Source organism: Rhizobium sp. CB3090 (assembly GCF_029714285.1).
Taxonomy (GTDB): Bacteria; Pseudomonadota; Alphaproteobacteria; order Rhizobiales; family Rhizobiaceae; genus Rhizobium.
The window spans coordinates 2,413,358-2,426,350 of the sequence record NZ_CP121662.1 but is presented as its reverse complement, the minus strand read 5'-3'; the positions used below and the strand labels follow the sequence as shown (position 1 = coordinate 2,426,350).

The following is a 12,993-nucleotide window of genomic DNA, read 5'->3' as shown; positions in this document are numbered from 1 at the left end:
GCGCGCCCTTTGCGAAGCAGACCAAGGCGTGCAGGTCGTGAAGACCCCGCACTGAACCAATGTAAAGATAAGTACGGCAAAACGGTGATTCAAGAACGTAGTCACGCAAGAGTTACCCCGGCGCGACAGCCATGCCCGCCGTGATTTTATTCTTGGGGTTCCACTCCCGAACGCCTCCGGCAGCTATTGGTTTCATCCAAAGCGGCAGGCTCGTCGCGATAACGCGAGTGGGAAGAAGTTTAAATCGTATTGGGTCATCCGTCTAGCTGTTTAGCTTTCGCAGCGCCCATAGACGCGTTCGTTACCGTTGACGATCTCCAACACGACATTGGGGCTGAGAGGCAGTAGAATGACATCGAGGTTGGCGACGCCAAGATAGCCTTGATCAGCTGAGTTAAGTTCGTTCAACGTCGAATTATCTTGCTTGTGGTTGCCGCGAATCAAAGCGTCAACATCCTGCCTAACATTGTAGGAAAGTCCGGAACGCCAGAGATAAACGTTTCGGACTTCATCGCCGTTTGATGACTTCCTCACCTGAACAAAGGAATAGCCGTCGGTCTTCGCTAATTTCAGGAAATTCTTGTCACAGACCTTGGCAACTTGGCCTTCCTCGGAAAGCGCTATGCTGTTCAGAATGATCCATTTCCCGTCGATTTGATCCAGCAGTTGACGATTTGCCTGCTGAAAGTCTTTTGAGCGGGCACTCTCGAGGAATTTCTCTGCTTGCCTGAATTCGGCGAAGAGAGGTGTCGCGGCAGCGGGGCGGCAATGACCATAAAGCATCGGTATGCCGTCGCGAACTTCAAGAATGACATTCTGACTGTTGTTCAGCAATATCGATTCACTGTTGGCGTGCGACAATGTAATGGAATCCCACCGGGCCTTCGACTCTTGTGGCATATTCGGTGAAGGATATTGACCGATTTTCTTTTCGTAGTCCCCTCGAACGCTGTAGAGTTGCCCCCAGTTTCTAATGTATACGTCATGAAGCTGGTTCGACCAGGTGCTATAGTCTTTTGCGAACGAATAATCGGACAACCTGGTAAAAGTTGTATTCTGGTCGGCACATGCTTTCGCTAGCTGATCGTCGGACGACTTGTCGATGCCGCCCAAGATTATCCAATGATCGCCGATCAATGATCCGAGCAGCAACTCAAAATGCATCTTGTCTATAAATGACGGTATGATGGCCGGCTCGTCGGGTATCGCCAATCTTGCCTTTGCCTCTCGGAATTCATCCAGACGTTCCGCGGCAATGGCGAGATTTACACTCGTTACGGATAGGAAAAGCGTCACGACGAGCCGCAGCATTCTCTATGCTCCACAGCGCCTGATTGATCATAGAGACTCGCGCCGACAGTCTGCGATGGAAGCATTGCAGGATTCTTAGAGTACCTGCAATTGAGATGGCCTCGCATGGCTGGGGAAATCCATTCGGCTGCGCCGTCAGATCAGAGGTTACCGTCTGAGGGCCTCAGCCAGTTCTTCCATGTCGTCCGGCAGAGGCGCTTCGAAGTGCATGACTTCACCAGTGCGAGGGTGTTCGAATTGCAGGAGATAGGCATGGAGCGCCTGGCGGGGGAAGCGGTTGACCACTTGCTTGGCAGCGTCCGGCAGCAGGTTGGCCTTGGTCTTGAAGCCGCCGCCATAGACGGCGTCGCCGAGCAGGGGATGGCCGATATGAGCCATGTGGACGCGGATCTGGTGGGTGCGGCCGGTTTCGAGATGGCAGTCGACCAAGGAGGCGAGCGCGGTGGCGTCCGGAGCCTCGTGAAAACGCTCAATCACCTCATAATGCGTGATCGCCTCGTCGGCATCCTGACTGTCCGGACGCTTGACGGCGCGTCGGGTACGGTCGCCGGTGGCGCGGCCAAGCGGCGCGTCGATGGTCCCGATCAATTGGCGGGGACGGCCCCAGACGATCGCCTGATAGGCGCGTTCGAGCGACCTCGTGCGGCCATGGTCGGCAAATTGCAGGGAGAGATGACGGTGGGCGACATCATTCTTGGCGACGACCATGACGCCGGTGGTGTCCTTGTCCAGCCGGTGCACGATGCCCGGCCGGCGCACGCCGCCAATGCCGGAAAGGCTGTCGCCGCAATGATGGATCAGCGCGTTGACCAATGTGCCCGTCCAGTTGCCGGCGGCGGGGTGAACGACGAGGCCGGCGGGCTTTGCGATGACGATGACGTCGTCATCCTCGAAGAGCACATCAAGCGGAATATCTTCGCCCTGCGGCGTCGGGTCTTCAGGCTCAGGCAGGGTGATCTGGTAGGTATCGCCAGGGCGCACCTTGCGTTTGGCGTCGGTCACCGGGGTTCCGTTGAGCAGGACGGCGCTATCCTTGATCAGGGCCTGGATGCGGCTGCGGGAAAATTCCTCGCCAACCTGCGCTGTCAGCCAGGCATCGAGCCGGCCTTCGGCTGTTTCATCGGCGGTTAGGACTTTTCTAATGCCCGCGGCTTCTTTAAAGGGGTCGCTCAAACGCATTTTCTCCGGCGCACAGGGCGCTCTCTAGGAAATAGGACGCATCGATGACGAATCTCGAGCTAGACGATCAAGAGGAAAAGCCACTCGATCCGGCCCTGGAGAATGTCCGACGCAAGATGGTACGCCTGCAAATCGTCTCGGCCGCCATCATGGTGGTGAGCCTTATGGCGGTGTTCGGCGCCGTTGTCTATAAGACGATGCGTCCCGCGCCGAAAGCGGCGGGCTCTGCTGCCTCGAATATTCCCTCCGATGCGCCGGTGGCAGCGACCGCAGCGCTGCCGCAGGGTTTTACCGTGCAGTCCACGGCGCTCTCCGGAAGTCAGGTGCTGTTCTACGGCGCGCTCGCCAGCGGCCAGCGTCAGGCCGTTGTCTTCGATTATGCGATCGGCCGTATTGTCGCGACCATATCGCTTTCCAACTGACGGCTTGGGGATGACTGGCGACCGGCTGATCGAGATCACGCATTCCGACGATCCGCGTATCGCCGAATTCCGCAATATCCGCGAGCGCGATCTCGTGGGCCGTGACAACCGCTTCATTGCCGAAGGTACGGTAGTGCTGCGGCTTCTTGCGGAGGCGCATGCGGCCGGTGGAGACTTCGTCGCCGAAAAAGTGCTGTTGCTGCGCAACCGCGCTGCGGGATTGGAAGAGATCATCGCGGCCTTTCCGCCTGACGTGCCGGTCTATGTCGCCGAGGCCTCGGTACTGGACGGTATCGTCGGCTTTCATCTGCACCGCGGCGTGCTGGCGCTCGGCCGGCGTAAGGCGGAACCGGACATCGGCGCCTTTCTCGACCGCTTGCCGGAGCAGGCTCTCGTTCTAGCGGGCTGCGGCATTTCCAATCATGACAATATCGGCTCGATGTTCCGCAATGCCGCCGCCTTCGGGGCCGATGCAGTGCTGCTCGACGAGACCTGCTGCGATCCGTTGTATCGCAAGGCGCTGCGCGTCTCGGTCGGCTCGGTGCTGACTGTGCCCTATTGCCGCCAATTGGGCGATGTCCATCTGCTGACTGCGCTTGCAGAGCGAGGCTTTGCCATCTGGAGCCTGTCCCCGCGCGGCAGCGCCGATATTCGCGCCGTTCCGCCGGCCGATCGGATGGCGCTGGTGGTCGGCACCGAAGGGGCGGGATTGCCGCAGGAGATTCTATCGGCCTTCGGCAGCCTGCGGATACCGCAGGCGCCGGGCCTCGACAGCCTGAACGTGGCAACGGCAAGCGGCATCGCACTTTTCGCGATGGCATCGTTGATCAAACGGGTCTGAATTTCCGCCTTTGTATCGAGCGTTCATTACTGCTTGGGTAGCAGCGCCGCCGCGCGATCGGCAAGGCTGATGCGTGCGCCTTGCCCAGCGGCATTCGTCTCCTTCGGCAGGAGATCGAGGATCGGCGATTTATCGCCTTCTTTGAGGGCGGTCAGCGCCACCATGTTGGCGGCGATATTGGCGATCTCTTCCCGCATGGCCTGATCATGCGAGGGCGAGCGCGATTTGAGCAGGCGGTCGGAAATGGCTGCAGCGCGGTTGCGCACCTCCTCCGTCATTTGAGCGATATCGTCTTCCACGTTGCGCTCCGGTTCTGCTGCGTTGGCATCATGATCGGCAATTTCTACGATTCTGGGTCCAACCGAGGGCTTCGAGCCGTTGGTCTGTTTCGCTGACGGAACAAGACCGGCGGCCCGCAGCGCGCGGCCGGCTTCCTCCGCCTCGACATTGGCCGTTTCCAGTTTTTCCTTCAGGCGCGCCACCTCATGAACATGGCGTTCGATTGCAGTTTCCTTGTCGGCCTTGTCGGCGATCTCGCGGTCCAGCCGCTCTTCGAGCTGCTGGGCCTTGTCGCTTTCTTGGCCCAGCCGCAATTCTGCATCCTTGGCCCGGAGGCTTGCAAGGTTCAGGTCGTGGCGCAGCGTGTCCCGCTCGTCCCGCAGGGTCTTGAGGCGAAGCTTCAGGCTCTCGATTTCGGTCTCGCGGGTCGCCAGATCGATCTTCAGATTGTCCGCATCGGCGCCCATCTTGGTCATCCGCTTGCGCAAGCCGTCGATGTCGGCATCCTTCTCTGCTCCGACCTGTTCAGCAGTGTGAATGCCGGATTTGAGCTGGCTGATATAGCTTTCCTCACGGCGCAGGCGCGAGCGCAGTTCACCGGCTTCGACCTCGAGATCATCGATCCGGGTCCGCAATTCGGTATTTTCGGCGGCGAAGCGACCGGCCTCCTGCTGGAGTTTGCCGTTGTGAATCTGCAGCGCGACGCTCTTTTCGCGCTCCCGTGTCAGCGCCTGCTCGGTCTTAGCATTCTCTGCTGCAAAGAGGGCGCGCGCCATGTCCTTCTGTGCGCGTACTTCTTGCGGGCTCAGCGGCATGGTCGCTTTCAGCCGCTTTTCGGTGAACCAAACGATGCGGCGGTGCACTGCGGGCGCGATAAGGAAGACCAGAAAGGCGGCGGTCAGAAAGCCCAATCCAAACAGTAGAGCGAATTCAATCACGGCGCAGCCAGTATCTAGGAGTTGTTTTCAATCTCAATACAGTGATTAAGCAAATGATTAAGCATGAGGTGGCCGCGTGGGCAAGCATTTAAATCGGATATGGTTTACCGGCGCGCGCGGAGTTTGCGACAAGAAAAGGCCCGCGATCTCCGCGGGCCAGGCGATGAAATATGGGGGAATATCGTTGAAGTCTCAGAAAGGATTCCAGGTCGGGTTCGGGGTGACCTTGAGGTAGCCCAGGTTGACGCCGAGACGGGCGCCGAGGCCGGTGCGGATCGGTACCAGCACGATGTCATTGTTCTTCAGCACGGTCATGCCGACGCCGGCGACGACGAAGGCCTGGCCGCTGACGCCGCCGAAGCGGGTGTAGACGCTGTTGATGCTCGGCAGGTCGTAGACGAGCATCATGACGCGGGTGCCCTGGCCGCCGTAGTCGAGGCCGAGCGACGGGCCCTGCCAATAGAGCGGGTGCTCGCCGGCGTTTTTGGTGTTGAGCTGGCCTTCGCCATAGGTCAACCCGGCGATGAAGGCGCCGGAGCCCTCCTGGCCGAGAATATAGCCATTCGGCAGGCCATATTGCTGAAAGGCCCGCTCGACCACCTTTGCAAGGCCGCCGCTGGTCGAGCCGAAGAAGGAATGGCCGGCGTCGACGATTTCCTGCATCGAATATTGATTGCTGGCCGCAGCGGCTGCCGGACGAACCGGGAGCGCGAAGCTTACGAACGCAACGAGGGCTAAGATCAGGCCAAGGCCGACCGTTCTCGTGCCGAGGCTAGGCATTCTCTTCAGGAGTTGATAGCGCATGACATTCATCCGTTCATCATGGTCGGTGCAATGGGAGCGGAGGCTCGGCGCATTCGCACGAACGCGCCGGGTGTACCTCGCCCCTCAGTCCAGACCGTTCCGCCCATGTTCCGCACGGCGAATCGCGTGCGCAAGGGTCTGGTGGTGATGAATGCATTTTGCGGCGATCATCTTAACAATCGGTTTACCAAATATGGTGTCTTTATGGCGTGCGGTACGCCGCCTGCGGCAATCCTCGGGCAATCTTGCCGTGGCAACGTAGAATCATACTGCGTTCCGCCTTGTCAGCATTCAGGAGACAATGAATGTCGAAGAATCCGAACCTCACCTTGACCGGACCTGATCTGGCCGCGCTGCTATGCAGCCGCGTCTGCCATGATGTGATCTCTCCGGTCGGTGCAATCAACAACGGCCTGGAGTTGCTCGACGAGGGCGGTGCCGATGCCGATGCGATGGAGCTGATCCGCACCAGCGCGCTCAATGCTTCCGTCCGTCTCAAATTCGCACGCCTTGCCTTCGGCGCGTCCGGCTCGGTCGGCGCCTCGATCGATACGGGCGAAGCAGAACGCGCTGCCAAGGATTTCGCGGCCGCCGAAAAGAAGACCGAGGTCAGTTGGAACGGTCCGCGCGCCATCGTCGCGAAGAACCGCGTGAAGCTGCTGCTCAATCTCTTCCTGGTCGCCTACGGCTCGATTCCGCGCGGCGGCAACATCGAGGTCACGCTGGAAAATCCCGATCTCGAGGCCAAGTTCACGATCACCGCCAAGGGCCGGATGATGCGCGTGCCGCCGAAATTCGCGGAGATCTGCTCGGGCGCATTGGAAGAGGCGGTCGATGCCCATTCCATCCAGCCCTATTACACGGTGCTTCTGGCAGAAGAGAGCGGCATGGAACTCGCCTACAATGCCACGCCGGAGGAGCTGACTTTCATCGCCTCCATGCGCAGCGAATAAATGCCATTTTGCACGATTTATCTCGTGATCCCGCCGCCGGATGTCCGGCAGCGGGAATATCTTTAGGTGTATCGTCGTCCTCCGCGCGTTCTTTCGGTTGTTCGTGCAATTATGAATACAACGGTAACGATTCCTTAGCCTCGTAAGCCTATCGTCCCAATTTGAGGATGACGCCAGACAGGTGGCGGCCGGGCCCGAAGGAGTTGATGATGCAGCGGTTCATGATCACGGACGCGTCGGATGTCGTGCGTAAGGTCGGCAAGCGGATTCTCTCCGAACTCGATTTTCTCGTCAGCGAAGCCGCCGATGCCCGTGAAGCGCTGACGCGATGCCAGGCTGAACTCCCCGACTATCTGATCGTCGATGCCGGCATGGAAGGCGCCCTCGATCTCATCGCCAGTATCCGCGCCATGCCGGATGGCAAAGACGTTAAGATCTACTACTGCGTCGTCGAGGCGGATTTGCGCAAGCTGATGGCCGGCAAACGCGCCGGCGCCACCGATTTCCTGCTGAAGCCTTTCGACCGCAAGATACTGACAGCGGTTTTCGGCAATCGGGCCATCGCAGCCTGATATCTGACCCCAAATATTAATGGAATGGACGACGGCCGCCTCTTTGGGCGGCCTTATTTTTGAATCCATGAGACGGGCAACAAAAAATCCCGCCTGAAGAGCGGGATTTTCGATGTTTCGGCGGTGATCGGGGAGGGCGGCTCAGGCGCTTTCGGCGAACTCGCTGCCGTCGGGCTCGCGCAGCACATAGCCACGACCCCAGACCGTTTCGATATAGTTGGCGCCGCCGGCGGCATTAGCGAGCTTCTTGCGCAGCTTGCAGATGAAGACGTCGATGATCTTCAGTTCCGGCTCGTCCATGCCGCCGTACAGGTGGTTGAGGAACATTTCCTTGGTGAGGGTTGTGCCCTTGCGGAGCGAAAGCAGCTCCAGCATCTGGTATTCCTTGCCGGTCAGATGTACGCGCTGGCCACCGACTTCGACGGTCTTGGCGTCGAGATTGACGATCAGTTCGCCCGTCATGATCACCGATTGGGCATGGCCCTTGGAACGGCGTACGATGGCATGAATGCGGGCGACCAATTCATCCTTGTGAAAGGGTTTGGTCATATAGTCGTCGGCACCGAAGCCGAGACCGCGAACCTTGTCTTCGATGCCGGCCATGCCGGAGAGGATCAGGATCGGTGTCTTGACCTTCGACAGACGCAGCGTGCGAAGCACTTCGTAGCCGGACATGTCGGGAAGGTTAAGATCGAGCAGAATGATATCGTAGTCGTAGAGCTTTCCGAGATCGACGCCTTCTTCACCGAGATCGGTAGTGTAGACGTTGAAACTTTCGGATTTGAGCATCAGCTCGATGCTCTGCGCTGTCGCGCTATCGTCTTCAATGAGTAGAACCCGCATAATTATCCCCTTTACCGCCGCCGAAAGGTCGTCAGCCCCCTTACGCGATACCGATCAAATCACTGCCTGATTTGGAAGCTGCCACGGAATGGTTAACAAATTCTGATTCACTCTGGCAAGACGTATCGAATTTATTAAATAATTTTTCCATTCCACTGTTTTCCAATAATAATCAGCAAATATCTTTCCTAATGTGTTGCATTAAAAAGACATGCTAAGTGATTCATTCGACTCACCAATGCCGACATCTCGAATTCCGATCGCGGCATTTACTGACCCTTAAATGATCGTCCCTATCATTAACGATGCCCGTAAACGAAAGGTTACCAGCGGTAGGTTTTTATTAAGATCGCTGGAAATTTTTTTAACCAAGCCGTTTCAAAGCGGTGCGGTGGGTCAACATATCGAGAGCCGGGGTCTCGCATCACGGGAGTAATGCGTATGAAGTCACGTGAGAGCCTAACGCGCCTGAAGGAGTTTCAGGTGAACGAAAAGCGCCGTCAACTGCAGCAACTGCAGATGATGATGGCGGAATTCGACCGTATGACACAGGATCTGGAGAGCCAGATCGTGCTGGAAGAGAAAAAGTCCGGCATTTCCGATCCGAACCACTTCGCCTACCCGACCTTTGCCAAGGCCGCACGTCAGCGTGCGGACAATCTGCAGGTGTCGATCCGGGAGTTGCAGGTGCAGGAAGAGGCGCTGGAAACATCGCTCGAGGAAATGCAGGCCGAATATGCCAAGGCCGCAGCGCTCGAAGAGCGCGATGGTTCGGGTCCGGTGAGGGCACGCGCCTGAATTAAGCATTCCGTCGCCCTTACTTGAGATCGCATAGTTCCGTTCCGAAATCGGAACGATTTTGGGATTATGCGAGAAGCGACGGAAGGTGGCTCGAAAGCCGTGCATGACTGGCCATGGTGGGTGGCCGGCCATGCACGGCTTTTGGTGTTTTCAAAAGGAGATTCTCGATCTCCAGTGCGCGGCTACATATTCACCACATCGCGCCAATCCTCATGACGCTGGGCCTGCGCCTTGAAAAACGGGCAGAGTGGAATGATCTTCCAGCCGCCATTGCGGGCCTCTTCGACGGCGTGAAGGGCGAGCGCCTGGCCGACGCCCTTGCCGCGAAGCGCATCCGGAACGCCGGTATGGTCGATGATGATCAGCTTGGGGGAGGCGCGCGAAAAGGTCATCTCGGCTTCGTGGCCTTCGACTGTAGCGACATAGCGTCCGCCCGATGCGTTGTCTTCGTTGCGGATGTCCATGATTTTCCTCTGACTTGCAATGTTTCGGTTTGACGCCGGTTAACGTCCAGTCTCAGGTCGATGCTAACAAACCTGTTGCGGGTGGCAAGCAGCAGTCGCAGACGGCCATCCCACCGTTCGGAAAAACGATTTTGATTTCCGGTTTTCTGCGTTATGCGAGCTGTGGGCGAGGCAACCAGTTGGAGGTTTCAGGCACCGATGCGCAATCTGCAAGCCGTGCTTCTGGTCACTGTACCGTTCCTGCTGGCTTTCGGTCTCGTATTGCCGCTGGTCCGCCTCGAAAAGTTTTATTTCTTCAGCGACACGCCTTCGCTGCTCGGGATCATCGCCTCCCTCTGGCAGACGGAAAACTATCTTCTCGCCGCCATCGTCGCATTGGTTTCGGTGGCGCTGCCGATCTTGAAGACCGTGAGCTTGGCCGTTGAAGCGATGGGGACGCGGAGAAAAAGCGAAGGTGGGTTCTTTTTCGACCATATCGTGCCGCAATTGGCGCGCTGGTCGATGGCGGACGTGCTGCTGGTCGCGATTGTCATTGCCGCTGCCAAAACCAGCGGGCTCGCCACCGCGTTTACGCAGCCGGGCCTATGGTTCTATGCGGGTTCCACCATGATTTCGGGCCTTCTTCATATCCTGTTAAGGAAGGAAAAAGGCCCGAAATGAAGATCAAACGAATATCGCGTCTATATCGCAGTCATCAGTGACGATACTGCTGTATGCGGGTCGTCCGCAGGCCGGCAAGGCCATGGGTATTGATGGACGACTGCCAGGAGAGGAATTCTTCGACAGTGAGCGTATAACGCTCGCAAGCTTCTTCCAAGCTCAGCAAACCACCGCGCACCGCGGCGACAACCTCGGCCTTACGACGGATAACCCAGCGGCGCGTATTCGGCGGCGGTAGGTCGGCAATCGTAAGCGGGCTGCCATCGGGGCCGATGACATACTTTACTCGGGGACGTATCATTTCGGTCATTGGACTCTCTACACATACTCAAGACCACGAGAGCCACTCTAACTTGCCACATTTAAAAATTGCCTAAGCGCTTAGTAACACTTTGATAAGAATTTTAAGGAAAGCCCGGGCGAGCTGATTTGCGCAGTGACGGGGACGCGGAAAATCCGGCAATCGGCTGTTATCGCAGCGGAAAAGCCGATTTCTCTACGAGTTCTCGTCAGTGAAAACTTACGCTTCTGCAATGACGCTTAGACGTCGGCCGGGCTCTTCCCGCCACCCCAGCAGATGAAACTGGGATTGGCGAAATCGCTGTCCTCGCTCTGATCGGTCTTGCCGTAAGCAAGCGGGCGGCCGTCGAGTGTCAGGGTCGAGCCGCCTGCAGCGCGCAAAACTGCATCGCCGGCGGCCGTGTCCCATTCCATCGTGCGCGAGAAGCGCGGATAGACGTCGGCCTTGCCTTCAGCGAGGAGACAGAATTTCAGGGAAGAGCCGATCGAGGTGCAGGCGGAAACGGCATTTTCCGTCAGGAAGCTGTCCGTCTGAGGGCTGCTGTGGCAGCGGCTGGCAAGCGCCAGCAAGTGTTCCGAGCGCGCACGAACCGCGATTATGGAACGGTCGGCAACGGTGAACTGGTCGGTGATGGTGAGCTTCCGCGCCTCGCCGGATTCGCCGGTGAAGGCGATACCGAGGGCGGGTGCATAGACGATCCCGGTGACAGGAGCGCCGTTCTGGATATAGGCGATGTTGACGGTGAACTCGTCGCGATGCTCTATGAATTCGCGTGTGCCGTCGAGCGGATCGACCAGAAAGAAAGAGCGTCCGCGAATGTCGGGAATCTTACCGGCGGACACCGATTCCTCGGCAATTGCGGGGATGTCCGGAAAGTCGCGCGTCAGATGTTCGAGAATAATGTGCTCGGCGCGCTCATCGGCAATGGTGACGGGACTCATGTCCTGCTTCAAGGCGACGGCGTAACCGGAACGGTAGACCTCCAATATGGCCTTACCTGCCTCAAGGGCCGCTTTTTCAAATATCGCGAGCATTTCGCCTTGTCGTCTTTCCGCAGCTCGTCTTCGTTTCGAGCTTAAAGGTATAATATTGGAGAGGTCTTCGCTGTAAAGTTTAGACTTCGTTTCGATTGCGTTTCAACCGCCTAACGCTTGGAGCAAGCTTCTGCAACGGGGCTTCGCATCCATGCACCGTTGTCGGCAGCATCTCCGGCTGCCGCGTGTTCTTTGAGATACAGTGCCCCGCTTTGCTACGCATTCGGGAAAGAACATGGTCTTTTTGCGAAGGTTTTCCGTCCTTTCCGGACTTGTCGTTTTTGCTGCATATGCAAATGTGTGGCCGCGTAGAGACCGGGATTGATAGATGCGTTATTCGGCATATCAGCTTCTGAAGCAGGCGCTTTCAGGGAACCGTCATTGGCAGCCTGTGTGGCGAACTCCGGAGCCGAAATCGCATTATGACGTCATCATCGTCGGCGGTGGCGGGCATGGACTGGCGACGGCCTATTATCTCGCCAAGGAGTTCGGCATCACCAATGTCGCGGTGCTGGAGAAGAGCTATCTCGGCTCCGGCAATGTGGGCCGCAATACCACCATTATCCGCTCCAACTATCTCCTGCCCGGCAATGAGCCGTTCTATGAATTTTCGATGCAGCTCTGGGAAGGGCTGGAGCGGGATTTCAATTACAATGCCATGATCTCCCAGCGCGGCGTCATCAACCTTTTCCACTCCGATGGGCAACGCGACGCCTATGCCCGGCGCGGCAATGCTATGCGCATGCACGGGGTCGATGCGGAACTGCTGAACCGCGATCAGGTCCGCAAGATGATGCCCTATCTCAATTTCGATCACGCCCGCTTTCCGGTCTTTGGTGGGTTGCTGCAGGCGAGGGGCGGCACGGCGCGGCACGATGCCGTTGCCTGGGGCTATGCCCGCGGCGCCGACAGCCGTGGCGTCGATCTCATCCAGCAATGCGAGGTGATCGGCATCCGCCGCGAAGGAGGCGTGGTGACCGGCGTCGAGACCACGCGCGGCTTCATCGGCTGCAACAAGCTGGCGCTGGCGGCGGCCGGCCATACCTCTGTTCTTGGGCGCATGGCGGATCTGGAGTTGCCGATCGAAACCCATGTGCTGCAGGCGTTCGTCACGGAGGGGCTGAAGCCGGTGATCGATCACGTCATCACCTATGGCGCCGGCCACTTCTATATTTCGCAGTCGGACAAGGGCGGTTTGGTCTTTGGCGCCGATATCGATTATTACAGCTCCTATGCTCAGCGGGGCAATCTCGCCACCGTCGAACATACGATGGAGGAGGGGGTGTCGCTGATCCCGGGCCTGTCGCGCGTCCGGGTGCTGCGTAGCTGGGGCGGCGTCATGGATATGAGCATGGATGGCTCGCCGATCATCGACCGTACACCGGTCGACAATCTCTATCTGAACTGCGGCTGGAATTATGGCGGCTTCAAAGCGACGCCGGCCTCCGGCTTCTGCTTCGCGCACCTGATCGCCAAGGGAGAAAGCCATGAGGTCAGCCGCCTCATGCGCCTGGACCGTTTCGAACGCGGTTTTGCGATCGACGAAGGCGGCAAGGGTCCGCAACCGAATCTGCATTGAGGGCACGAAACA

15 protein-coding genes are annotated in these 12,993 nt (G+C 58.1%); 7 read left to right on the top strand and 8 right to left on the bottom strand.

Annotated elements, in window-relative coordinates; all coding sequences use genetic code 11:
• Positions 1 to 270: 270 nt before the first annotated feature.
• Complete coding sequence (locus tag QA646_RS11780) at positions 271 to 1,311, bottom strand: hypothetical protein (protein ID WP_283055639.1); 1,041 nt, start codon at positions 1,309 to 1,311, stop codon at positions 271 to 273.
• Between the two features lie 147 nt (positions 1,312 to 1,458).
• Positions 1,459 to 2,484, bottom strand: coding sequence for an RluA family pseudouridine synthase (locus tag QA646_RS11775; RefSeq protein WP_283055638.1), 1,026 nt, complete (start codon positions 2,482 to 2,484; stop codon positions 1,459 to 1,461).
• Between the two features lie 50 nt (positions 2,485 to 2,534).
• On the opposite strand from QA646_RS11775, the gene QA646_RS11770 reads away from it, so the two are divergent.
• Positions 2,535 to 2,912, top strand: a complete 378-nt coding sequence (locus QA646_RS11770; protein WP_283055637.1) for a hypothetical protein — start codon at positions 2,535 to 2,537, stop codon at positions 2,910 to 2,912.
• Positions 2,913 to 2,922: 10 nt separating this feature from the next.
• Positions 2,923 to 3,753 carry an RNA methyltransferase gene (locus tag QA646_RS11765; RefSeq protein ID WP_283055636.1) on the top strand — a complete coding sequence of 277 codons (831 nt, stop codon included), beginning with the start codon at positions 2,923 to 2,925 and terminating at the stop codon, positions 3,751 to 3,753.
• A gap of 26 nt (positions 3,754 to 3,779) precedes the next feature.
• Here the strand turns inward: QA646_RS11765 and QA646_RS11760 are convergent, their stop codons facing one another.
• Both QA646_RS11760 and QA646_RS11755 read right to left on the bottom strand, forming a co-directional pair.
• Positions 3,780 to 4,970 (bottom strand): hypothetical protein, encoded by a 1,191-nt coding sequence (locus QA646_RS11760; protein WP_283055635.1) that lies wholly within the window; start codon positions 4,968 to 4,970, stop codon positions 3,780 to 3,782.
• Positions 4,971 to 5,162: 192 nt separating this feature from the next.
• A complete protein-coding gene (locus tag QA646_RS11755; protein WP_283055634.1) occupies positions 5,163 to 5,774 on the bottom strand; it encodes an EipA family protein in 612 nt (203 codons plus the stop codon).
• Positions 5,775 to 6,079: 305 nt separating this feature from the next.
• Here QA646_RS11755 and QA646_RS11750 point away from each other — a divergent pair, with 305 nt between their 5' ends.
• Together QA646_RS11750 and QA646_RS11745 are read left to right on the top strand one after the other, a co-directional pair.
• Positions 6,080 to 6,727, top strand: coding sequence for a histidine phosphotransferase ChpT (locus QA646_RS11750; protein WP_283055633.1), 648 nt, complete (start codon positions 6,080 to 6,082; stop codon positions 6,725 to 6,727).
• A 209-nt stretch (positions 6,728 to 6,936) separates the two neighbouring features.
• Positions 6,937 to 7,299: a response regulator gene (locus QA646_RS11745; RefSeq protein ID WP_283055632.1), complete on the top strand. Its 363-nt coding sequence runs from the start codon at positions 6,937 to 6,939 to the stop codon at positions 7,297 to 7,299.
• Between the two features lie 141 nt (positions 7,300 to 7,440).
• Here the strand turns inward: QA646_RS11745 and ctrA are convergent, their stop codons facing one another.
• On the bottom strand, positions 7,441 to 8,142 hold the full coding sequence (gene ctrA, locus QA646_RS11740; protein ID WP_283055631.1) for a response regulator transcription factor CtrA: 702 nt from the start codon (positions 8,140 to 8,142) through the stop codon (positions 7,441 to 7,443).
• 441 nt (positions 8,143 to 8,583) lie between these two features.
• On the opposite strand from ctrA, the gene QA646_RS11735 reads away from it, so the two are divergent.
• Positions 8,584 to 8,940 carry a flagellar export protein FliJ gene (locus QA646_RS11735; RefSeq protein WP_283055630.1) on the top strand — a complete coding sequence of 119 codons (357 nt, stop codon included), beginning with the start codon at positions 8,584 to 8,586 and terminating at the stop codon, positions 8,938 to 8,940.
• Between the two features lie 185 nt (positions 8,941 to 9,125).
• Here the strand turns inward: QA646_RS11735 and QA646_RS11730 are convergent, their stop codons facing one another.
• Positions 9,126 to 9,407 carry a GNAT family N-acetyltransferase gene (locus tag QA646_RS11730; protein ID WP_283055629.1) on the bottom strand — a complete coding sequence of 94 codons (282 nt, stop codon included), beginning with the start codon at positions 9,405 to 9,407 and terminating at the stop codon, positions 9,126 to 9,128.
• A gap of 198 nt (positions 9,408 to 9,605) precedes the next feature.
• Between QA646_RS11730 and QA646_RS11725 the strand changes: the two genes are divergently transcribed.
• Complete coding sequence (locus QA646_RS11725) at positions 9,606 to 10,067, top strand: paraquat-inducible protein A (protein ID WP_283055628.1); 462 nt, start codon at positions 9,606 to 9,608, stop codon at positions 10,065 to 10,067.
• A gap of 34 nt (positions 10,068 to 10,101) precedes the next feature.
• Here the strand turns inward: QA646_RS11725 and QA646_RS11720 are convergent, their stop codons facing one another.
• Positions 10,102 to 10,377, bottom strand: coding sequence for a DUF1153 domain-containing protein (locus QA646_RS11720; protein WP_004107124.1), 276 nt, complete (start codon positions 10,375 to 10,377; stop codon positions 10,102 to 10,104).
• A gap of 230 nt (positions 10,378 to 10,607) precedes the next feature.
• On the bottom strand, positions 10,608 to 11,402 hold the full coding sequence (gene cysQ / locus QA646_RS11715; protein WP_283055627.1) for a 3'(2'),5'-bisphosphate nucleotidase CysQ: 795 nt from the start codon (positions 11,400 to 11,402) through the stop codon (positions 10,608 to 10,610).
• Between the two features lie 328 nt (positions 11,403 to 11,730).
• Here cysQ and QA646_RS11710 point away from each other — a divergent pair, with 328 nt between their 5' ends.
• Positions 11,731 to 12,981, top strand: coding sequence for a sarcosine oxidase subunit beta family protein (locus QA646_RS11710; protein ID WP_283055626.1), 1,251 nt, complete (start codon positions 11,731 to 11,733; stop codon positions 12,979 to 12,981).
• The last annotated feature ends 12 nt before the right edge of the window (positions 12,982 to 12,993 follow it).